The 23,237-nt window shown below is 38.8% G+C and carries 22 protein-coding genes and 2 other annotated features (1 of these 24 cut by a window edge); all 22 genes read right to left on the reverse strand.

All coding sequences use genetic code 11. The features are described from left to right. Positions 1 to 25 precede the first annotated feature (25 nt). On the reverse strand, positions 26 to 709 hold the full coding sequence (locus tag EKG35_RS00375) for a response regulator transcription factor (RefSeq protein ID WP_126292325.1): 684 nt from the start codon (positions 707 to 709) through the stop codon (positions 26 to 28). A gap of 132 nt (positions 710 to 841) precedes the next feature. Beyond that, positions 842 to 2,029: an elongation factor Tu gene (tuf, locus tag EKG35_RS00380; protein WP_126292326.1), complete on the reverse strand. Its 1,188-nt coding sequence runs from the start codon at positions 2,027 to 2,029 to the stop codon at positions 842 to 844. Between the two features lie 129 nt (positions 2,030 to 2,158). Then, positions 2,159 to 4,237, reverse strand: a complete 2,079-nt coding sequence (gene fusA / locus EKG35_RS00385; protein WP_126292327.1) for an elongation factor G — start codon at positions 4,235 to 4,237, stop codon at positions 2,159 to 2,161. Positions 4,238 to 4,331: 94 nt separating this feature from the next. Next, positions 4,332 to 4,802 carry a 30S ribosomal protein S7 gene (rpsG, locus tag EKG35_RS00390; RefSeq protein WP_126292328.1) on the reverse strand — a complete coding sequence of 157 codons (471 nt, stop codon included), beginning with the start codon at positions 4,800 to 4,802 and terminating at the stop codon, positions 4,332 to 4,334. 148 nt (positions 4,803 to 4,950) lie between these two features. Next, complete coding sequence (gene rpsL / locus EKG35_RS00395) at positions 4,951 to 5,370, reverse strand: 30S ribosomal protein S12 (RefSeq protein WP_121214180.1); 420 nt, start codon at positions 5,368 to 5,370, stop codon at positions 4,951 to 4,953. Between the two features lie 97 nt (positions 5,371 to 5,467). Continuing rightward, on the reverse strand, positions 5,468 to 5,719 hold the full coding sequence (locus EKG35_RS00400; RefSeq protein WP_126292382.1) for a 50S ribosomal protein L7ae-like protein: 252 nt from the start codon (positions 5,717 to 5,719) through the stop codon (positions 5,468 to 5,470). A 131-nt stretch (positions 5,720 to 5,850) separates the two neighbouring features. Further along, positions 5,851 to 9,540 carry a DNA-directed RNA polymerase subunit beta' gene (gene rpoC / locus EKG35_RS00405; protein WP_126292329.1) on the reverse strand — a complete coding sequence of 1,230 codons (3,690 nt, stop codon included), beginning with the start codon at positions 9,538 to 9,540 and terminating at the stop codon, positions 5,851 to 5,853. 137 nt (positions 9,541 to 9,677) lie between these two features. Continuing rightward, positions 9,678 to 13,244: a DNA-directed RNA polymerase subunit beta gene (gene rpoB / locus EKG35_RS00410; protein ID WP_185807595.1), complete on the reverse strand. Its 3,567-nt coding sequence runs from the start codon at positions 13,242 to 13,244 to the stop codon at positions 9,678 to 9,680. Between the two features lie 379 nt (positions 13,245 to 13,623). Next, positions 13,624 to 14,226 (reverse strand): class I SAM-dependent methyltransferase, encoded by a 603-nt coding sequence (locus EKG35_RS00415; RefSeq protein ID WP_126292331.1) that lies wholly within the window; start codon positions 14,224 to 14,226, stop codon positions 13,624 to 13,626. 86 nt (positions 14,227 to 14,312) lie between these two features. Further along, positions 14,313 to 14,675, reverse strand: coding sequence for a 50S ribosomal protein L7/L12 (rplL, locus tag EKG35_RS00420; protein ID WP_126292332.1), 363 nt, complete (start codon positions 14,673 to 14,675; stop codon positions 14,313 to 14,315). A gap of 78 nt (positions 14,676 to 14,753) precedes the next feature. Continuing rightward, complete coding sequence (gene rplJ / locus EKG35_RS00425; RefSeq protein WP_126292333.1) at positions 14,754 to 15,254, reverse strand: 50S ribosomal protein L10; 501 nt, start codon at positions 15,252 to 15,254, stop codon at positions 14,754 to 14,756. Positions 15,255 to 15,287: 33 nt separating this feature from the next. Next, positions 15,288 to 15,429: a sequence feature (ribosomal protein L10 leader region), on the reverse strand. Between the two features lie 53 nt (positions 15,430 to 15,482). Next, entirely contained in the window at positions 15,483 to 16,181 is a 699-nt protein-coding gene (gene rplA / locus EKG35_RS00430; RefSeq protein WP_126292334.1) for a 50S ribosomal protein L1, read from the reverse strand. A gap of 125 nt (positions 16,182 to 16,306) precedes the next feature. After that, positions 16,307 to 16,732 (reverse strand): 50S ribosomal protein L11, encoded by a 426-nt coding sequence (gene rplK, locus EKG35_RS00435; RefSeq protein ID WP_141396955.1) that lies wholly within the window; start codon positions 16,730 to 16,732, stop codon positions 16,307 to 16,309. 309 nt (positions 16,733 to 17,041) lie between these two features. After that, positions 17,042 to 17,578, reverse strand: coding sequence for a transcription termination/antitermination protein NusG (nusG, locus tag EKG35_RS00440; RefSeq protein ID WP_126292335.1), 537 nt, complete (start codon positions 17,576 to 17,578; stop codon positions 17,042 to 17,044). A 364-nt stretch (positions 17,579 to 17,942) separates the two neighbouring features. Next, on the reverse strand, positions 17,943 to 18,128 hold the full coding sequence (gene secE, locus EKG35_RS00445; protein WP_126292336.1) for a preprotein translocase subunit SecE: 186 nt from the start codon (positions 18,126 to 18,128) through the stop codon (positions 17,943 to 17,945). 61 nt (positions 18,129 to 18,189) lie between these two features. Continuing rightward, a complete protein-coding gene (rpmG, locus tag EKG35_RS00450) occupies positions 18,190 to 18,336 on the reverse strand; it encodes a 50S ribosomal protein L33 (protein WP_126292337.1) in 147 nt (48 codons plus the stop codon). Between the two features lie 82 nt (positions 18,337 to 18,418). Beyond that, positions 18,419 to 19,066, reverse strand: coding sequence for an RNA polymerase sporulation sigma factor SigH (gene sigH / locus EKG35_RS00455; RefSeq protein WP_126292383.1), 648 nt, complete (start codon positions 19,064 to 19,066; stop codon positions 18,419 to 18,421). Positions 19,067 to 19,139: 73 nt separating this feature from the next. Then, complete coding sequence (locus EKG35_RS00460) at positions 19,140 to 19,652, reverse strand: NYN domain-containing protein (protein ID WP_126292338.1); 513 nt, start codon at positions 19,650 to 19,652, stop codon at positions 19,140 to 19,142. A gap of 8 nt (positions 19,653 to 19,660) precedes the next feature. Further along, the gene (rlmB, locus tag EKG35_RS00465; protein ID WP_126292339.1) at positions 19,661 to 20,413 is read right to left on the reverse strand and encodes a 23S rRNA (guanosine(2251)-2'-O)-methyltransferase RlmB; all 753 of its coding nucleotides are present in this window, start codon (positions 20,411 to 20,413) and stop codon (positions 19,661 to 19,663) included. Between the two features lies 1 nt (position 20,414). Further along, positions 20,415 to 20,831 carry a Mini-ribonuclease 3 gene (locus EKG35_RS00470; protein WP_126292340.1) on the reverse strand — a complete coding sequence of 139 codons (417 nt, stop codon included), beginning with the start codon at positions 20,829 to 20,831 and terminating at the stop codon, positions 20,415 to 20,417. Position 20,832: 1 nt separating this feature from the next. Continuing rightward, positions 20,833 to 22,236, reverse strand: a complete 1,404-nt coding sequence (cysS, locus tag EKG35_RS00475; RefSeq protein ID WP_126292341.1) for a cysteine--tRNA ligase — start codon at positions 22,234 to 22,236, stop codon at positions 20,833 to 20,835. Positions 22,237 to 22,238: 2 nt separating this feature from the next. After that, positions 22,239 to 22,883: a serine O-acetyltransferase EpsC gene (gene epsC / locus EKG35_RS00480; RefSeq protein WP_126292342.1), complete on the reverse strand. Its 645-nt coding sequence runs from the start codon at positions 22,881 to 22,883 to the stop codon at positions 22,239 to 22,241. Positions 22,884 to 22,998: 115 nt separating this feature from the next. After that, positions 22,999 to 23,237: a binding site (T-box leader), on the reverse strand (it continues 27 nt past the right edge of the window).

Raw genomic sequence — 23,237 nt, forward strand, 5'->3', positions numbered from 1 at the left:
GGAATAAAATAAGCATATTTCACCTCTATGAAGTAATGGCCATATATCCAAGACCTTTTTTAGTAATGATTACATTCTCCAATCCAATTTCTTCAAGCTTAATACGCAATCGATTTACATTGACCGATAGTGTATTATCATTGACGAATCGTTCATCATCCCATAATTTTCGCATGAGTTCATCTCTTGAAACGATATTATCAACTTGCTGCAACAATATACGTAAAATAAATAGTTCATTTTTTGTTAATTCACAGGTTTTGCTTCCGAGACTAATTATTCCTTTTCCGTAATCGATTGTAGCACCGTTCCAACGAATCAGCTCCTTGTGTTCTTCGATATAATCATATGTTCTACGCAAAATAGCCTGTACCTTTGCTAAAAGAACTTCCATATGAAATGGTTTTTGAACAAAATCATCAGCACCCATCTGCATTGCCATAACCATATCCAATGGATGATCACGTGAAGATAAAAATATAATAGGGACTTTGGAAACTGCACGTATCTCTCTGCACCAATGAAACCCATCAAAGGCAGGCAATTGTATATCAATTATGACTAAATGCGGCTCTTCTTCTATAAAATAATCCATCACTTTTTGAAAATCAGGTGGTCCAACTACATGCATGTCCCATCCTTCAAAACGTTCTTGAATCATTTCAAAAATTGATCGATCATCTTCTATTAAAAGAATTTTTGTATTCATCAAATCACCCCTCAAATCCAATTGTAACACCTGAATAGAAATAGATGGAAGAAATAAGGTGATCACTTTTATAAGAAAAAAAACCAATTCGTAGGCGTCCCCACGAATTGGTTTAGAAAGCTAAAAGCTAAATTATTTTTGGATAGAAGCTACTACTCCAGCTCCTACAGTACGGCCACCCTCACGGATAGAGAATTTTGTACCTTCTTCAAGAGCGATTGGAGAGATTAACTCAACGTTCATTTCGATGTTGTCACCAGGCATAACCATTTCTACGCCTTCTGGTAAGTTAATAACACCAGTTACGTCAGTTGTACGGAAGTAGAACTGAGGACGGTAGTTTGAGAAGAATGGAGTGTGACGTCCACCTTCTTCTTTTGATAATACGTAAACTTCAGCTTTGAAAGTAGTGTGTGGAGTGATTGAGCCTGGTTTAGCTAATACTTGTCCACGTTGTACTTCTTCACGAGCAACACCACGAAGTAAAGCACCGATGTTGTCACCAGCTTCAGCATAATCTAATAATTTACGGAACATTTCAACACCAGTTACAGTAGTTGATTTTGGTTCTTCTACTAAACCGATGATTTCGATAACGTCACCAACTTTAACTTGACCGCGTTCTACACGACCAGTTGCAACTGTACCACGACCAGTGATAGAGAATACGTCCTCTACTGGCATCATGAATGGTTTTTCAGTGTCACGTTCTGGAGTTGGGATGTAGTTATCTACAGCATCCATTAATTCAACGATTTTCTCTTCCCATTCTGGTTCACCTTCAAGAGCTTTAAGAGCAGAACCTTTGATTACAGGAACATCGTCACCTGGGAAATCGTATTCAGAAAGTAAGTCACGTACTTCCATTTCTACTAATTCTAATAACTCTTCGTCATCAACCATATCACATTTGTTTAAGAATACTACTAAGTAAGGTACACCTACTTGGCGTGATAAAAGGATGTGCTCACGAGTTTGTGGCATTGGGCCGTCAGCAGCAGATACTACTAAGATACCGCCGTCCATTTGAGCAGCACCAGTGATCATGTTTTTAACATAGTCAGCGTGTCCTGGGCAGTCAACGTGTGCATAGTGACGAGTTTCAGTTTCATACTCTACGTGAGAAGTATTGATTGTGATACCGCGTTCTTTTTCTTCTGGAGCGTTATCGATTTGGTCGTAAGATTTTGCTTCCCCACCAAGACGTTTTGAAAGAACTGTTGCGATTGCAGCAGTTAATGTAGTTTTACCATGGTCAACGTGTCCGATTGTACCAATGTTAGCATGCGTTTTCGAACGGTCAAATTTTTCTTTAGCCATTAGAGTTAGCCTCCTAATATGTGTTTTTATTATTTTTTTATGTTACAACTGCTGGCTGATAAGGGCCCTTCTCAGCCAGTCAATCATAGCTTACAAATTATTTATACTTGATACAAGATGAAATTTCAATTATTCACCTTTATTTTTTTTGATGATATCTTCTGCAATTGATTTAGGCACTTCTTCATAGTGATCGAATACCATTGAGAATACACCACGACCTTGAGTAGCAGAACGTAATGTAGTCGCATATCCGAACATTTCAGAAAGTGGAACCATTGCACGAACAACTTGTGCGTTACCACGAGCTTCCATACCTTCTACACGTCCACGACGAGAAGTAATGTTACCCATGATATCTCCAAGGTATTCTTCAGGAATTACTACTTCTACTTTCATCACAGGCTCTAAAAGAACAGGGTTACATTTAGAAACTGCGTTTTTAAGTGCCATAGAAGCAGCGATTTTGAATGCCATTTCGTTAGAGTCAACATCATGGTATGATCCATCGAATAATTTCGCTTTGATATCGATTACTGGGAAACCAGCAAGTACACCATTTTCAAGTGCATCTTTAAGACCAGCTTCAACTGCTGGGATATATTCACGAGGAACAACCCCACCAACGATTGCGTTTTCGAATTCGAATCCTTTACCTTCTTCGTTTGGAGAGAATTCAATCCAAACGTGACCGAATTGACCACGACCACCAGATTGGCGAACAAATTTACCTTCAACTTGAGCTGAACCGCGGAATGTTTCACGGTAAGAAACCTGTGGAGCCCCTACGTTAGCTTCAACTTTGAATTCACGTTTCATACGGTCAACAATAATGTCAAGGTGAAGTTCACCCATACCAGAAATGATTGTTTGACCAGTTTCTTGGTTTGTATATGCACGGAATGTTGGATCTTCTTCTTGAAGCTTTTGTAAAGCTTGACTCATTTTATCTTGGTCTGCTTTTGATTTTGGTTCTAATGATAAATCAATAACTGGTTCTGGGAATTCCATAGACTCTAAGATAACAAGGTTTTTCTCGTCACAAAGAGTGTCACCAGTTGTAGTATCTTTAAGACCTACAGCAGCTGCGATATCTCCCGCGTAAACTTTTGTAATTTCTTCACGAGAGTTAGCGTGCATTTGAAGGATACGTCCAACACGTTCACGCTTACCTTTTGTAGAGTTTTGTACGTATGAACCTGATTCTAAAATACCAGAGTACACACGGAAGAAAGTTAGTTTACCAACATAAGGGTCAGTCATAACTTTAAATGCTAATGCAGAGAATGGTTCTTCATCGCTAGAATGACGAACAATTTCTTCACCTGTATCAGGATCTACACCTTTAATTGCTTCTACGTCAGTTGGAGCTGGTAGATAGTCAATTACAGCATCAAGCATTAATTGAACACCTTTGTTTTTAAATGCAGTACCACAAAGAACTGGGTAGAATTGTACTGATAATGTAGCTTTACGGATACCAGCTTTTAATTCTTCGTTCGTGATTTCTTCACCAGCGAAGTATTTTTCCATAAGCTCTTCATCTAATTCAGCAACCGCTTCAATTAATTTTTCACGGTATTCTTCAGCTTGTGCTTTGTGTTCTTCTGGAATTTCACGAACCTCGATATCAGTACCTAGGTCGTTTCCGTAGAATGTAGCCTTCATTTCAACTAAATCGATAATTGCTTCGAATGCATCTTCAGCACCGATTGGTAATTGAATTGGGTGAGCGTTTGCTTGTAAACGATCGTGAAGAGTTTTCACTGAGTACAAGAAGTCCGCACCAATTTTATCCATTTTGTTAACAAAAACGATACGTGGAACACCATAAGTTGTAGCTTGACGCCATACAGTTTCAGTTTGTGGCTCAACACCAGATTGAGCATCAAGTACTGTTACCGCTCCATCAAGTACACGTAATGAACGTTCAACCTCAACAGTGAAGTCTACGTGTCCTGGTGTGTCGATGATGTTTACTCGGTTGCCTTTCCATTGAGCTGTTGTCGCAGCAGAAGTGATAGTGATACCACGTTCTTGCTCTTGCTCCATCCAGTCCATTTGAGAGGCACCTTCATGAGTTTCACCGATTTTGTGAATCTTACCAGTGTAATAAAGGATACGCTCAGTTGTTGTTGTTTTACCAGCATCAATATGAGCCATGATCCCAATATTACGTGTATTCTCTAGTGAGAATTCGCGTTTCATAGGAAATTTTCTCCTTCCATATTGGGTATAGACTTTTTTTGTTGATTATATATTTAAATCTACGTACTAGCACGCAGCTAGCACGTAGTTTAAATTACCAACGATAGTGTGCAAATGCTTTGTTTGCTTCTGCCATTTTGTGCATATCTTCGCGTTTTTTAACTGATGCACCAGTGTTGTTAGATGCGTCTAAGATTTCGTTAGCTAAACGTTCTTCCATAGTTTTTTCACCACGAAGACGAGAATAGTTAACTAAATAACGAAGACCTAAAGTAATACGACGTTCTGGACGTACTTCAACTGGTACTTGGTAGTTAGAACCACCAACACGGCGAGCACGTACTTCAAGAACTGGCATTACGTTATTTAATGCAGCTTCAAATACTTCTAATGGATCTTGACCAGAACGTTCTTTAACTAATTCGAACGCACCGTATAAGATCTTTTGAGAAGTACCTCTTTTACCATCAATCATCATTTTATTGATTAAACGAGTTACTAGTTTTGAATTATAAATTGGATCTGGTAACACGTCACGTTTGGAAACAGGACCTTTACGAGGCATGTGTTTTCCTCCTTTCAAGTAATTATCTCTTTTATCTAATCAAGTTGCCATTTGCATTCTATATTCACTTTCGAATCGTGCGCACATTTCATATGAATTCAAAAACAAATATGAATTACAAAGGCATGTGTTATTTCAGGAAACTAGATTATTTTTTCTCTTTTGGACGTTTTGTACCGTATAGAGAACGTGATTGCATACGGCCGTTTACACCAGCAGTATCAAGAGCACCACGAACGATATGGTAACGTACCCCTGGTAAGTCTTTTACACGTCCACCGCGGATTAATACTACGCTGTGTTCTTGTAGGTTGTGACCTTCACCAGGAATGTAAGCTGTAACTTCGATTTGGTTAGTTAAGCGTACACGAGCATATTTACGTAACGCTGAGTTTGGTTTTTTAGGTGTCATAGTACCTACACGAGTACAAACACCACGTTTTTGAGGAGAATTAACATTTGTTAAAGATTTTTTAAAGCTGTTATATCCCTTGTTTAACGCTGGTGAATTTGATTTCGTTACTTTGGATTTACGAGGCTTACGTACCAATTGGTTAATTGTAGGCATCGGTTTTTCCTCCCTTCATTTATTCCTTGTAATACCACACATCCAGGTGGTTCATTTTTAGGGTAAAAACAAAGTCTTTGTGTTTCACACACAAAAACTAACTTACAGCGATTGCAACAACCGCAGCTCCAACATGAATACCACAAGCTTTGCCAAGTTCTTTTTTAGACTCAACGAGACTCACTGGTACGCCGACTTCTTTTGCAAGAATAATGACTGGATCGGTTACCCAACTGTCTGCATCAAGTGCTACAAAAAGCTCTGTCACTTGACCAGCACGGATTGCTTTCACTGCTTGCTTTGTACCTATGATTGTTTTACTGGCCTGTTTTACTTTTTCATAAGACATTTTCATATCCTCCGAAGCACAGACAGTTAACTATCAACCTTTAGTATATTATCACTATCAATTTAAACTGTCAATATTTTTTATAAAATCCACTCGGGAGAAGGATGCTCCCCCGAGTGATTTTACTATTATTATTCAGCAGAAGAAAATTCTTCTGTAGCTTCTACAGCGTCTTCTTCAATACGAATTTGTCGGTAGCGTTGCATACCAGTACCTGCAGGAACTAGTTTACCGATAATTACGTTTTCCTTCAGACCAAGAAGCTCATCACGTTTACCTTTAATTGCAGCATCCGTTAACACACGAGTTGTTTCTTGGAATGATGCAGCAGATAAGAATGATTCTGTTTCAAGAGATGCTTTTGTAATACCTAGGATTACAGGACGACATGTTGCAGGATTTTTACCGCCTAGAATTGCTTCTTTGTTCGCCTCTGAGAATTGGTGAATATCTAGTAATGAACCTGGTAGTACATCTGTATCACCTGCTTCGATTACACGTACTTTACGAAGCATTTGGCGTACCATTACTTCGATATGTTTGTCGCCAATTTCTACCCCTTGCATACGGTATACTTTTTGCACTTCTTTTAATAAGTATTCTTGAACAGTGGCAACATCTTTAACCTTTAATAATTGTTTTGGATCAATAGAGCCCTCTGTAAGAATCTGACCAGGTTTAATTGAATCGTTAAGTTGTACTTTTAAGCGTGCATTATAAGGTGCTTGATATTTACGTGTTTCAATTTCACCTTGAATTGTAATTTCTTTTAAGCCTTCACGAATTTCTTCGATTTCAGATACAACACCTGAAATTTCTGAGATAACCGCTTGCCCTTTTGGATTACGAGCTTCAAAAATTTCTTGGATACGTGGAAGACCTTGTGTAATATCGTTACCAGCAACACCACCAGTGTGGAATGTACGCATTGTTAATTGTGTACCAGGCTCACCGATCGATTGAGCTGCGATAATACCTACCGCTTCCCCAACTTCTACTTCTTCACCTGTTGCTAGGTTAATACCATAACATTTTTTACATACGCCATGCTTTGTATTACATGTGAATGCAGAACGAATTGTCACTTCAGCAATACCAGCGTCTTCAATTTCACGTGCAATATCTTGAGTGATTAATTGATCGCGTTCTAAAATAACCGCACCTGTTTCAGGGTGACGAATTGTTTTCTTTGTATGACGGCCAACAATACGTTCTTCCAATGTTTCGATTACTTCTGTACCTTCCATTAAAGCACCAATCGTTAAACCACGGTCTGTACCACAATCATCTTCGCGTACAATAACATCTTGTGCTACGTCTACTAAACGACGAGTTAAGTAACCAGAATCGGCAGTTTTTAAAGCTGTATCGGCTAAACCTTTACGAGCACCGTGTGTAGAGATGAAGTATTCCAATACAGTTAAACCTTCACGGAATGAAGATTTAATTGGAAGTTCGATGATACGACCAGCTGGGTTGGCCATTAAACCACGCATACCTGCAAGTTGAGTGAAGTTTGATGCGTTACCACGGGCACCAGAGTCACTCATCATGAAGATTGGGTTAGTATCTGGTAAAGAGTCCATCAGTTTAGACTGAATTTCATCTTTTGCAGCAGACCAGCTTGAGATTACGCGGTCGTAACGTTCTTCTTCCGTAATTAAACCACGACGGAATTGAACCATTACTTTATCTACTTTCTTCTGTGCTTCGTCTAAGATTTCATTTTTCTCCGGTAATACGACGATATCTGAAATCGCAACTGTAATACCAGCTTTTGTAGAATATTTGAATCCTAGGTCTTTCATACGGTCAAGCATTTTAGACGTTTCTGTAATATGGAATCGTTTAAACACTTCCGCAATGATGTTTCCTAAGAATTTCTTACGGAATGGACTGATTGGAGCAACAGAAGCAAAATGTTTCTTCAACACTGCTTGTCGTTGTGCTTCAACCTTTTCAGCATCTGAAAGCGCATTGTACCCTTCAGAAGCCTCTACTTCTTTTAATGTTTCTTCATCAATCGTTAAAGTTGTGAAGTATTTCTCTGGTGTTTTTTGCTCAAGGTTAACTGCTGTTGGTTCATTAATGTAAGGGAATGATTCAGGAAGAATTTCATTGAAAATTACCTTACCTACTGTAGTTAATAAGAACATTTTATTTTGTTCTTCTGTAAACGTTTGATTGTTTAATGAACTTGCTTTAACCGCAATACGAGTGTGTAAATGCACTTTACCAGTTTGGTATGCAATTAGCACTTCGTCTGGACCATAGAAAACAGAGCCTTCCCCACGAGCACCTTGACGCTCAAGAGTTAAGTAATAGTTACCTAATACCATATCCTGAGATGGAGTAACAACAGGTTTACCATCTTTAGGGTTTAAGATGTTTTGAGCAGCAAGCATTAATAGACGGGCCTCTGCTTGCGCTTCTGCAGATAATGGAACGTGAACCGCCATTTGGTCACCATCAAAGTCAGCGTTATAAGCTGTACATACTAATGGGTGAAGACGAATTGCACGACCTTCTACTAATGTAGGTTCAAATGCTTGAATACCAAGACGGTGTAATGTCGGTGCACGGTTTAACAACACTGGATGCTCACGAATTACGTCTTCTAAAACGTCCCAAACTTCGTTGTGCAGACGCTCAATTTTACGTTTTGCACTTTTAATGTTATGAGCAAGACCACGTTCAACAAGCTCTTTCATTACGAAAGGCTTGAATAATTCGATAGCCATTTCTTTTGGAAGACCGCATTGATACATTTTTAAGTTTGGACCTACTACGATAACGGAACGACCTGAATAGTCAACACGTTTACCAAGTAAGTTTTGACGGAAACGGCCTTGTTTCCCTTTTAACATATGTGAAAGTGATTTTAACGGACGGTTACCAGGACCTGTAACAGGACGACCACGACGGCCGTTATCTATTAAAGCATCAACCGCTTCTTGCAGCATACGTTTTTCGTTTTGTACGATAATGCTTGGTGCACCAAGGTCAAGTAGTCGTTTTAAACGATTGTTACGGTTAATTACACGGCGATATAAGTCGTTCAAGTCAGAAGTTGCAAAACGTCCGCCATCTAATTGCACCATTGGACGCAGCTCTGGCGGAATAACTGGCAGTACGTCTAAAATCATCCATTCTGGTTTGTTGCCAGAGTTACGGAATGACTCGATTACTTCTAGACGTTTAATTGCACGAGTACGACGTTGACCTTGAGCAGTTTTCAGCTCTTCTTTTAATACATTTGTTTCATCTTCTAAATCAATTTGTTCTAGAAGTTTTTTAATCGCTTCTGCACCCATAGCAGCTTCAAAATCATTGCCGAATTTTTCACGGTATGCACGATATTCTTTTTCAGAAAGAAGTTGTTTCTTTTCTAACGATGTAGCACCTGAATCGATTACTACATAAGAAGCAAAGTAAATTACTTCTTCCAATGCACGTGGAGACATATCAAGAATAAGTCCCATGCGGCTTGGAATACCTTTGAAGTACCAAATATGTGATACAGGAGCAGCTAATTCAATGTGACCCATACGTTCACGACGAACTTTTGCACGTGTTACTTCAACACCACAACGGTCACAAACTACGCCTTTATAACGTACACGTTTGTATTTACCGCAGTGACATTCCCAGTCTTTTGTAGGTCCGAAAATGCGTTCACAGAACAGACCATCTTTTTCTGGTTTTAAAGTACGATAGTTGATTGTTTCTGGTTTTTTAACTTCCCCATATGACCAAGAACGAATCTTATCAGGTGAAGCTAAACCAATTTTCATATATTCAAATTCATTAACGTCTATCAAGGAGCCTACCTCCCTTTAGTATAAGTCCTCTAACGACTTTCCGAAGCTCAACAATTAATTTTAAAGTAACGGTTTGCTTAAATATTTAAAAAAAGAAGGGCAGGCAGATATTTATACCTGCCCAAATTTATGAAACATTATTCAAAAGTTTCTACTGCGTCTTCTTCCTTATCACTAGGAGGTAAGATGTTTAATGCATCTGTTGGCTGAAGTTCGTCTTCATCATCAAGATCGCGAAGCTCAACTTCTTCGTCATTGATTGTTAACATTTTTACATCTAAACCTAATGATTGAAGCTCTTTAATTAATACTTTGAAAGACTCTGGAACACCTGGTTCTGGAACACTTTCACCCTTAACAATTGCCTCGTATGTTTTCACCCGACCAACAACATCGTCGGATTTAATTGTTAAGATTTCTTGAAGTGTATACGCAGCACCATAAGCTTCAAGTGCCCAAACCTCCATCTCACCGAAACGTTGACCACCGAATTGCGCTTTACCTCCAAGTGGTTGTTGTGTAACAAGTGAATATGGACCAGTTGAACGAGCATGAAGTTTATCGTCAACCATGTGTGCTAATTTGATCATGTACATGATACCTACAGATACACGGTTGTCGAATGGTTCCCCAGAACGTCCATCATAAAGAATTGTTTTACCATCGCGGTTCATACCCGCTTCTTCCATTGTTTCCCAAACATCCTCTTCATTTGCTCCATCAAATACTGGTGTAGCCATATGAAGGCCTAGGTAACGAGCAGCCATACCTAAGTGAAGCTCTAAAACTTGTCCGATATTCATACGAGATGGTACCCCAAGTGGATTTAACATGATATCAACAGGAGTTCCGTCTGGCATAAATGGCATATCTTCTTCTGGTAAGATACGAGAGATAACCCCTTTGTTACCGTGACGTCCGGCCATTTTGTCCCCAACCCGGATTTTACGTTTTTGAACAATATAAACACGAACTAATTGGTTAACACCTGGAGGCAGCTCATCGCCATCTTCACGATTGAAGACTTTAACATCAAGAACGATACCACCCGCTCCATGAGGCACACGCAATGAAGTATCACGAACTTCACGAGCTTTTTCACCAAAGATTGCATGTAACAATCTTTCTTCAGCAGTTAGCTCTGTTACCCCTTTAGGAGTTACTTTACCTACAAGAATATCACCATCGCGAACTTCTGCACCGATACGGATAATTCCTCGGTCATCTAGGTTGCGAAGCGCATCTTCACCAACGTTTGGAATATCGCGAGTGATTTCTTCAGGTCCAAGTTTTGTATCACGAGATTCTGATTCATATTCTTCAATATGAACAGAAGTATAAACATCATCTTTTACTAGACGTTCGTTCATAATAACGGCGTCTTCGTAGTTGAAACCTTCCCATGTCATGAAGGCAACTAAAACGTTGCGTCCAAGGGCAAGTTCGCCTTTTTCCATAGATGGTCCATCAGCTAAAATATCTTTCGGTTTAACACGATCGCCAACTTTTACGATTGGACGTTGGTTAATCGAAGTACCGTGGTTAGAACGAGTGAATTTTTGAAGTTTATACTTCGTTAACTCACCTTTAACTTCTTTACCATCAATTTCTTCTATGCGACGCACATGAATAGAACGTGCTTCAACATGTTCCACAATACCGTGGTATTTATTTACTACAGCTGCACCAGAATCACGAGCGTTGACATGTTCCATACCAGTACCAACGAACGGCGCTTCAGGATTTAATAACGGAACAGCTTGACGTTGCATGTTCGCACCCATTAACGCACGGTTTGAGTCGTCGTTTTCTAAGAATGGAATACATGCTGTCGCAGCAGAAACTACTTGTTTAGGAGATACGTCCATATAGTCAACACGGTCTCTTTTAAATACTGTGTTATCACCACGGAAACGTCCTAAAACTTCTTCTTTTGCAAATGTACCATCTGGATTTAATGGTGAGTTTGCTTGTGCAACGATGTAGTTATCTTCTTCATCAGCTGTTAAGTAGTCGATTTGTTCTGTAACTTGCCCTGTTTCTGGATCAACACGGCGATATGGAGTTTCAATGAAACCAAATTTATTTACTTTCGCAAATGATGAAAGTGAGTTAATTAAACCAATGTTTGGACCCTCAGGAGTCTCGATTGGACACATACGGCCATAGTGGGAATAGTGAACGTCACGCACTTCCATACCAGCGCGTTCACGTGTTAAACCACCAGGTCCTAATGCAGAAAGACGACGTTTGTGCGTTAATTCTGCTAGTGGGTTTGTTTGGTCCATGAATTGAGATAATTGAGAGCTACCAAAGAACTCTTTAATCGATGCAATTACAGGACGAATATTAATTAATTGTTGAGGCACGATAGACGCTGTGTCATTAATCGACATACGTTCACGTACTACACGTTCCATACGGGACAACCCGATACGGAATTGATTTTGCAACAATTCACCTACAGAACGTAAGCGGCGATTACCTAAATGGTCAATATCATCCGTATTACCTACGCCGTGCAATAAATTGAAGAAGTAAGACATTGAAGCAATAACATCAGCTGGAGTAATATGCTTCACTTCTTCATCGATATAAGCGTTTGAAATAATGTTAATTTCTTTTTGCGCTTCATCATTTGGTGCATAGATTTTAATCGATTGAATCGTTACATCTTCTTCAAGTACGCCACCAACTTGTGATAACGTGCGGAAGCCAATGCCCTTTTCTAAATAAGGGATAATACGATCCAAAGTACGGCGGTCAAGAACAGTACCTTTTTCAACTAAAATTTCTCCTGTTTCAGGATCAACAAGAGCTTCTGCAATCGTTTGGTTAAACAAACGATTTTTAATGTGAAGCTTTTTATTCATTTTATAACGTCCAACGTTTGCTAAATCATAACGTTTAGCATCGAAGAAACGAGAATATAACAAACTTTTAGCGCTTTCTACTGTTGGCGGTTCACCTGGACGTAGTCGCTCATAGATTTCTAACAGCGCTTTTTCAGTGCTATCAGTATTATCTTTTTCAAGCGTATTACGTAAGTACTCATTATCACCAAGAATTTCAATAATTTCTTGGTCTGAACCGAATCCTAAAGCACGCAGCAATACTGTAACTGGTAGTTTACGTGTGCGATCGATGCGTACATAAACAACGTCTTTAGCATCTGTTTCGTACTCTAACCAAGCACCACGGTTTGGAATTACAGTTGCACCAAAGCCTTTTTTACCATTTTTATCAGTTTTATCATGGAAATAAACACTTGGCGAACGTACTAATTGTGAAACGATAACGCGTTCGGCACCATTAATTACAAATGTACCTGTTTCCGTCATTAATGGGAAATCACCCATAAAGACATCTTGCTCTTTTACTTCGTCTGTTTCTTTGTTGTGGAGACGTACTTTTACACGCAAAGGTGCAGCATAAGTAACGTCACGTTCTTTACATTCATCAACATCATACTTAGGCTCTCCTAAAGTATAATCGATGAATTCAAGTGAAAGATTGCCTGTAAAATCTTCGATTGGAGAAATGTCGCGGAACATCTCACGCAACCCTTCTTCAAGGAACCACTCGTAAGATGCTGTTTGAATTTCAATTAAATTCGGAAGCTCCAGCACCTCTTTAATACGCGCAAAGCTTCTACGCTGGCGGTGTTGTCCGTACTGAACTAGTTGACCTGTCAACTCATTCACCCCTCATTAAAGCGATAATAGGTCTTTGCAAAATCATCTAAATGGTGTATGATTTCGAAAGATTAGAAAACTTGGTTTATCACCATACGATAAACCTGGTTGCAGTTATGTAGAAAAGGAGGTTTACACTTTCTTTTCTACCAAAAAGAAAACGAGTCTTTCCTTAGACGTCATTTTCGGTTAAACTAAACTTATTCATGGCAAGTATACCCAGCACAACAGCATTGCATACAAAAGGGCACACTCCCACAAAATAATAATTTTGCATTTTATTATGTTATCATAGCCCATTTGTCAAGTCAATATTTTATAATTAATCAAATTAGAGACTTCTACTCTATACCTTTAGCACCTTAAATGCTTAGCAATACAGTAAGGATTATTTTTTTGCACGTATAATCCAATACCCCTTTTTCTTCTCAACAATGTCTACTTCTGCAAATTTTTCTTCTAGATGATTTAATGTAGATGGCGCTCCTTGTTTCTTTTGAATTACAATCCACAGTTCCCCACCTGAAACTAGCCTTTCAAAAGCACCATCATAAAATTTAAAGATCGTTTCTTTTCCAGCTCGAATTGGTGGATTGGTTAAGATCGCAGCAACTTGCAATTCATGATCAACCGCAGCAAGTCCATCACTTTCAAATATTCGTACATTTTGAATTCCGTTTAATTGCGCGTTTTTTTGCGATAACGCAACTGCTCGTTCATTAATATCCATCATGTATACTAATCGATGAGGATTTTGCTTCGCAATTGAAAGTCCAATCGGGCCATACCCACAGCCGACATCTAAAATCGCTCCATCGATATCCGGCAATTTAAAGGTCTCAATTAAAACACGGGATCCAAAATCTACTTCGCTTTTACTAAATACACCTGCATCCGTTTCAAATAAAAACGAGTGTCCGAGTAATGTAAATTTCCATTGGCGTGGTTTACTTTCAGTTTGAGGCTTCTTTGAATAATAATGTTCAGACATCTTAACTGCCCTCCTCAAAGAAATGAAGAAAGCCCGTCAAAATAGACGAGCTTTCTTTATTTATTGAAAATAAGATAAGCAATAAATTACTTAACTTCGATTGTAGCGCCAACTTCATCAAGTTTAGCTTTGATTTCTTCAGCTTCTTCTTTAGATACGCCTTCTTTAAGTGGTTTTGGAGCGTTGTCAACTAATTCTTTAGCTTCTTTTAATCCAAGACCAGTGATTTCACGTACTACTTTGATAACTTTGATTTTTTGGTCACCAGCGTTAGCTAGTACTACATCAAATTCAGTTTTTTCTTCAGCAGCAGCTGCACCAGCGCCACCTACTACTGCTACAGGAGCAGCAGCTGTTACACCAAATTCTTCTTCGATTGCTTTTACTAAATCGTTTAATTCAAGAACTGTCATAGCTTTAATAGCTTCTAAGATTTGCTCTTTGTTCATTTTATTTTCCTCCTATATGGATATTGTTGTTATTTTTAGGCAACTTGCCCGATGTTTAATTTGAAGTTCAGGCTACACTTACGCGCCTTGTTCTTCTTTTTGTTCTGCAACAGCTTTTGTTGCAAGCGCGAAGTTGCGCATTGGAGCTTGAAGTACAGATAAAAGCATTGAAAGTAGACCTTCGCGTGATGGAAGTTCTGCAAGTGCTTTAACGTCATCAGCTGAAGATACATTACCTTCGATGATACCAGCTTTGATTTCAAGTGCTTCGTTCTTTTTAGCGAAGTCATTGATAATTTTTGCTGGAGCTACTACGTCTTCATTAGAGAACGCAACAGCGTTTGGACCAGTTAAGAATTCGTTAATCCCTTCAACACCAGCGATTTCTGTAGCACGACGAGTTAAAGTGTTTTTGTAAACTTTGAACTCAACACCAGCTTCGCGAAGTTGTTTACGAAGTTCTGTAACTTGAGCAACAGTTAAACCGCGGTAATCTACAACAACTACCGATGAAGCAGATTTGAATTTCTCAGCGATTTCTTGTACTTGAACTTTTTTCGTTTCAATAGCATTGCTCATGATTGACACCTCCTATTAGAATGGGTCATTTATACCGACAAAAGAAAAGCCCCTAGTCAAATGCAGACTAGAGGCTGAAAATTCATCATCTAAAAAGAATCCGATTTCGATGTCCTCGGTAGGATCATTAAGTGACAAGCACCCCTACTGTCTACGGTACAAATGGATATTCACAACGACATCCATCTTACCAAAGAAGGGAGTCGTTGTCAACATTTTTTAATTTTATTATTTGTTAACTACGCTAGAAGCATCAATTTTCACTGATGGTCCCATTGTTGTTGTAACGTTTACAGATTTCATGTAAGTACCTTTAGCTGCAGCTGGTTTAGCTTTTTGTACTACATCAAATACAGCTAAGAAGTTTTCTACTAATTTTTCTGTATCGAAAGAAACTTTACCGATAGGAGCGTGGATAATACCAGCTTTATCTGCACGGTATTCTACTTTACCAGCTTTGATTTCTTCGATTGCTTTTGTTACGTCAAATGTTACAGTACCAGTTTTAGGGTTTGGCATTAAACCTTTAGGTCCTAATACACGACCAAGTTTACCAACTTCACCCATCATGTCTGGAGTTGCAACGATAACGTCGAACTCAAACCAACCTTGTTGGATTTTGTTGATATATTCAGCATCGCCTACGTAGTCAGCGCCAGCAGCTTCTGCTTCTTTAAGTTTTTCGCCTTTAGCGAAAACTAATACGCGTTGAGATTTACCAGTTCCGTTTGGCAGTACTACTGCACCACGGATTTGTTGGTCGTTTTTACGAGTGTCGATACCTAGTTTGAATGCAACTTCAACTGTTGCATCGAAGTTTACAGTACTTGTTTGTTTTGCTAAAGCGATTGCTTCTTCAGCAGTGTATAATTTTGAACGGTCAACTAATTTAGCTGCCTCTTGCAGTCTTTTACCTTTTTTTACCATTATCTTTTCCTCCTTGATTGTGGTTGTAGCGGATATTCCTCCCACGAATAGAGGTTGCGAGAGTTCAATACGAACTTAACGCAACCTCCAAAAACAAAAACATCATCATCAAGTAAAAATGGGAATTAGTCTTCGATAACAATACCCATGCTTCGTGCTGTACCTTCAACCATCGCCATAGCCGCTTCAACTGATGCAGCGTTTAGGTCTGGCATTTTTTGTTCAGCGATTTCGCGAACTTTATCACGTTTAACCGTTGCAACTTTTTTACGGTTTGGTTCACCTGATCCAGATTGGATACCTGCTGCTACTTTAAGTAACACTGCTGCAGGTGGAGTTTTTGTAATGAAAGTGAAAGAACGGTCTTCGAAAACTGTGATTTCAACTGGGATAATTAAACCAGCTTGATCAGCAGTACGAGCGTTGAACTCCTTACAGAATCCCATGATATTTACACCCGCTTGACCTAGTGCAGGACCAACCGGTGGAGCTGGGTTAGCTTTACCAGCAGGGATTTGAAGTTTTACAATTTTAATAACTTTTTTAGCCACGAGACACACCTCCTTAAGTCCGTGATGTGGTAATTGGGTTGCCCCTCCCACTCAATATCTGTCTGTCAGCTAATTGCCGATAACATTAAAAAATTAATTTATATGACAGACTATCAAATTGACAGTCTGACCTATGAAATGATACCACTTTTAATTTATATAAGCAAGTATAAATATTATCCGTTTATAAAATCGAATTTGCGTTTATGGCACTCTGTTCCCCAAGGATCTTTACACCATTCATCAATTATTTCGAATATGCATAAACTATTTTTTACAAATTTCTATGTTCAAGTTTTTAACATAACACTATATTTTTTGAATTTGTTCAAAATCAAGTTCCATCTTAGTTTCGCGACCGAACATATCGATAATTACTTTTACTTTCCCTTTTTCTAGGTCAATTTCTTCCACTTTACCTTGGAAGTGGGCAAATGGACCATCCAATACTTCTACTACTTCGCCGACAGTTACGTCTAATTCGCCGATTGCCTTTTTGGTAATACCCATTTGACGCAGTAAACGGTCTACTTCTTCCGGCAACAACGGAGTTGGTTTTGCTCCACCGCCAGATGAACCGATAAAGCCCGTTACTCCTGGAGTATTACGCACCACATACCATGACTCATCTGTTAAAATCATTTCTACCAGTACATAACCAGGGAATACTTTACGCATAACTGTACGTTTTTTGCCATCTTTTAAATCTGTTTCTTCATGCTCCGGAACTATAACGCGGAAAATATTATCCTGCATCCCCATCGTTTCTACACGCTTTTCAAGGTTTGCCTTTACGCGATTTTCATAGCCTGAATAAGTATGAACTACATACCATCTTTTTTCCATATTATTTTCGGACCTTTCGTCCGTCCCTCCTTCACTATGTCGCATGTGTATTTACGAAACTTCATATTCTTACGTTTATCACAAATTACAACAATTAATCAATTACGCCTTGACGTAATTATGTCCGGATTTCGGACTCGTGTTTGGGCCAACATAATGTTGGTCAGTTAACCGTTGTCGCATGGATGCGACGTACTTAGGTTAACTTCCTTATCTCAACTCCCCGCGAAATCCGTGACATCTGCCAGAGGCTTTATCTTCATTCAGTAGAGGTTTGAACCCCTATTGAATGAAGATAAAAACAAATGAAAAAAACCCGCAAACTTCAAGACGGGCTATTTTCAAAATATTAACATTGCATGAATTATAAATCTAAATACCAACGGAATAGTTTCGAAACGCCTAAATCAACTAACACAAAAAATATTGCCATAAAAATAACTGTTGAAACTACGACAACTGTATATTTTGTAAGCTCTTTACTTTTTGGCCAGCTTGTCTTTCTCATTTCTGACATTACGTCATGCAGAAATTGCTTAATCTTGCCCATTCTAGCTTAACCTCCGAAAAAATCATCTATTCTATGTTTCAATGTTATTTGATGAATAAAGTTATCGTGTTTGCTTATGCACGGTATGCTCATTGCAATGGGAACAAAACTTTTTCAATTCAAGTCGTTTTGTTGAACCTTCTTTTTCATTGAATGAGTAGTTTCTTGACCCACATTTCTCACAGCATAAAACTATCTTCTTTGCCATTTTGAAATTCACCTATTTCGGCATTTTGTCTTTTAAAGACTAACACCTAATAACTATGATGTCAACAAGCGGAAATGCTAGCTTATCCGATTTCACCAATTTCAAGATGGCGCTCTAGTTTGCGTTTTACTCTTTGCAGGGCATTATCAATCGATTTTACATGGCGATTCAGTTCTTCTGATATTTCGTTATACGATTGCCCATCTAAATATAACGCAAGTACCTGTTGCTCAAGCTCACTTAATATTTCACCAATCTTTTCTTCCAAGCGTGAATACTCTTCACGATTAATCATTAAATACTCAGGGTCTTCTGACTCCGAACTCGTAATGATGTCCATTAATGTACGATCTGATTCCTCATCATAAATTGGTTTATCGAGAGAAACATAGGAATTAAGCGGAATGTGCTTTTGACGCGTTGCCGTTTTTATAGCAGTTATAATTTGGCGAGTAATACAAAGCTCCGCAAACGCACGAAATGAGGAAAGCTTGTCCCCCTTAAAATCTCGTATTGCTTTATATAAACCTATCATTCCTTCTTGGACAATATCTTCCCTATCTGCTCCAATTAAAAAATAAGAACGTGCCTTCGCTTTAACGAACATCCGATATTTCGTAATTAAATAATCTAACGCTTCTGTATTACCTTGATGTACTTGCTCAACAAGCATTTCATCTGACAGCTCTTCAAATCGGTGTAACACTTGTGTTTGACTACCTTTTAGCAACGGCCTCACCCCAGTAACGTTCGATATTCTAATACGAACAGTATAACGGAAATGGAAAATATCGGTCAATTAGTTATTTCAAACCTCTTCTCCATTTCTCAAAAGCTAGTTCAACTTCTTTTGATAGAGGTATTCTAGATTTCGGTTTTTCCTCGTGTGTCGTCTTCACTTCTGCTGAGATGTTTGATTGTATAATTTCCATTTCTATTTCTAATTCACGTGCGGATTTTCGAAGTGCACCATTTCCAAAAATTACGTTTTGCTCTGTCATATCTGAGGTAGCTACATAGATTTGAATTTTTCTTCCCTTTAGTTCATTTGTTAACTTTTCAATACGTTCATCTGCTGTCTCATTTTTTCTAGTATAAATAATTTCAACACCATTTTGAACATAGGTTTGTTGCGCACCTGGAACTAAATGGGCATCAAACACAACAATCACCCGCGCCCCTATAGCAGCTCTATATTCTGCCATAAGGTCAAGCAGGCGATTACGGGCTTCCTCAAAATTAGTATCACGAAGAGGACGCAGCTCTTTCCATGCGCCGATCATGTTGTAGCCATCAACAAGTAAAATCGTTTGCATAACGCATCTTATCCATTCTTTTCTTGACGCTTTCTGTACACTTCATACATTAACAACGCAGCAGCCACAGATGCATTAAGTGATGTAACATGACCAATCATCGGCAAGTGATATAAAAAATCGCATTTATCTTTTAATAAACGGCTCATTCCACGTCCTTCACTGCCGATAATAATAGCTAATGGGAGGGTTGCATCCATCTTTCGGTAATCTGCCGAACCTTTTGCGTCTGTACCAGCTATCCAAATACCACGTTCTTTTAGTTCATCGACCGTTTGCGCAAGGTTTGTAACACGAACAACCGGAACATGTTCAATCGCACCAGTTGAAGCCTTCGCCACAACAGCAGTCAGTCCAACTGCACGGCGTTTTGGAATAATAATGCCATGTACGCCAATCGCATCAGCAGTACGCATAATAGAACCAAGGTTATGAGGATCCTCCAACTCATCTAAAATGAGGAAGAAAGGATCTTCATTTTTATCCTTTGCTGCATTAAATAAATCCTCTAACTCCGCGTACTTATAAGCTGCCACAGAGGCAACTATCCCTTGATGGTTTGCATCCGATAATTGATCGATTTTTTTCTTTGGAACAAATTGAACAAGGACGCCACGTTCACGAGCCAAGTCTAACAACTCATGAATTCCTGCTTTTTTTACCCCTTCAGCTACCCATAATTTATTAATTTCACGGCCTGAACGAAGCGCTTCAAGTACTGGATTTTTTCCAGCAATCATTTCACCATTTTGCTCACTCATGTTACGAAGCCCCCTTTGATTGTTCAACTATTTGAATAGCATAATCAATAATCTCATTCACACGATCCACTTGCTTTGTTAAGTAAAGACTGCCTAACACCGCTTCAAATCCTGAACTATTACGATATGTTAGTACATCGGTGTTTTTAGGTACAGAGCCAGACTTTGCATTGCGGCCCCTTTTATATACTGCAATTTCTTCCTCAGTTAAAAAGTTCTCATCGATTAAACGGTGAACAATCATTGACTGGGCTTTTGCAGAAACATAGTTTGTTGCCTCTTTGTGCAATCTATTTGGTTTTGCCGTCCCCTTTATGAGGAGATGCTCTCTTATTCTTTGCTCAAGAACAGCATCCCCCATATAGGCTAAAGCTAACGCATTTAATTGTTTCACATCTTCTACACGCAGTTGCGGCATCTTACAAACCTCGTTTCCAACGTGTACCTTGACGAGTATCTTCAAGAACAATATTCATGCCTAACAGTTGGTCACGAATTTCATCAGAACGGGCAAAATCACGATTTTTACGTGCGATATTTCTTTCTTCTATCAACGCTTCAATTTCTTCATCGAGAAGTTCGTCTTCAGTGGAAAATTTAATGCCTAATACTTCACCAAGAACATCAAAAGTTTCAATCAACGCTTTTAGCACACGTTCTTCAGTATTGCTTTCATTTAAGTACGTATTTGCAATTCGCGCTAATTCAAATAATACAGATATTGCATTTGCAGTATTGAAGTCGTCGTCCATTGCAACTTCAAATTGTTTTTTCACTTCATCAATTTTCGCTAAATATTCTTCACCATTTTTTGATAAGTTTGCTGATGCGCTTAAGCGATATTGAACATTTGAATATGCTGTACGAAGTCGTTCTAGACCCGAACGTGCTGATTCAACTAAATCTTGCGCAAAATTAATTGGGTGACGGTAATGTACAGACAGCATAAAGAAACGTAAAACCTGGGGATCAATTTGCTGACGGATATCATTTACTAAAACAAAGTTACCAAGTGATTTCGACATTTTTTCATTGTCGATGTTAATGTAACCGTTATGCATCCAATAACGAGCAAAGGTTTTCCCTGTATAACTTTCAGATTGCGCAATCTCATTCTCATGATGAGGGAATGTTAAGTCTTGACCTCCTGCATGAATGTCAATTGTGTCACCTAAATGTTCACGAGCCATTACAGAACATTCAATATGCCATCCTGGTCGACCATCTCCCCAAGGACTCTCCCATTTGATTTCACCCGGTTTTGCCGCCTTCCAAAGCGCAAAATCAAGCGGGTCCTCTTTTTTCTCACCGGCTTCAATACGTGCCCCAACTTTTAAATCATCAATCGACTGATGTGAAAGTTTTCCGTAGCCATCAAATTTACGTGTGCGGTAATAAACATCTCCTTGTGATTCATAAGCATACCCTTTTTCTATAAGAGTACCGATAAACGAAATAATATCTTCCATATGATTTGTTACACGAGGATGTACATCTGCTTTTTTACAACCTAACGCAGTAATATCATCAAAATAAGCATTAATGAACCGATTCGTTAATTCAGAAACTTCTTCACCTAGTTCATTAGCTGCTTTAATAATTTTGTCATCAACATCAGTGAAGTTTGAAACGTATTTCACTTCAAATCCTTTATATTGAAAGTAGCGGCGAACCGTATCATAAACGATAACTGGACGGGCATTCCCGATGTGAATAAAGTTATAAACGGTCGGACCGCATACATACATTTTTACTTTCCCTTCTTCAAGCGGAACAAATGGTTCTTTTTGTCTCGTTAAAGAATTAAAAATTTGAATAGTCAATTCTATCTCTCCTTTTGAGATTCCAATAGCTGGAGCTGCAATTCTTCAATTTTCTTTTCGAGCTTTTCAAAACGATCCTGAATAGGGTCAGGAATATTTTGATGATCAAGCTTTTTATCTGTAGTTTTAACGCCATCTTGAATTACAACTTTTCCAGGGATGCCTACTACAGTAGCATTTGGCGGTACATCCTTTAGTACAACTGAGCCAGCACCAACCTTACTATTTTCTCCAATCGTAATGGATCCTAATACTTTAGCGCCCGATGCAACTAAAACATTATCCTTTAGTGTTGGATGACGTTTGCCCTTTTCTTTTCCTGTACCACCTAGTGTAACTCCTTGATACAGAATAACATTATCACCAATTTCACATGTTTCGCCAATCACAACCCCTGTACCATGGTCAATAAAGAAACGTCGGCCGATTTTGGCACCAGGGTGAATTTCAATTCCAGTAAAGAATTTACTTATTTGAGAAATAGCGCGTGCGATAAAGAAAAATTTTCTCTTATAAAACCAGTGTGCAATACGGTGCGACCAAGTAGCATGAAGACCTGAATAAGTTAGGACAACTTCCAATACACTACGAGCAGCTGGATCATTTTCGAATATGTTATCAATATCTTCCTTTAATCTTTTGAACACAATAAACACCCCTTATATTGTTTTATCTTTTTCCCTTTGTTGTTGGATTTCCCCCAAGAAGCTCCTAAAAGCACATGCTGAATGAAAATAAAAAACGTCTCTGCCATAAAAAAATGACAGAGACGCTTAAAAATGCGCGGTTCCACTCTGATTGAAGGTATAAATGTACCTTATTGCCGATATCCCGGGTAGTCCGAACAATAAATAATAATACCTTCCGCTCAAAGTCCAATAACGAGGACGAACCGACTTGCCTACTTATTTTCAGCAAAGTGCTCAAAGGTGCATTTCCGTAAAACAGAGGTCTAGGTCACTTTCAGCCGATGATGACCCTCTCTTTGAGAACATAATTTA

Origin of the sequence: Lysinibacillus telephonicus (assembly GCF_003966145.1) — a bacterium.
Classification (GTDB): Bacteria; Bacillota; Bacilli; order Bacillales_A; family Planococcaceae; genus Ureibacillus; species Ureibacillus telephonicus.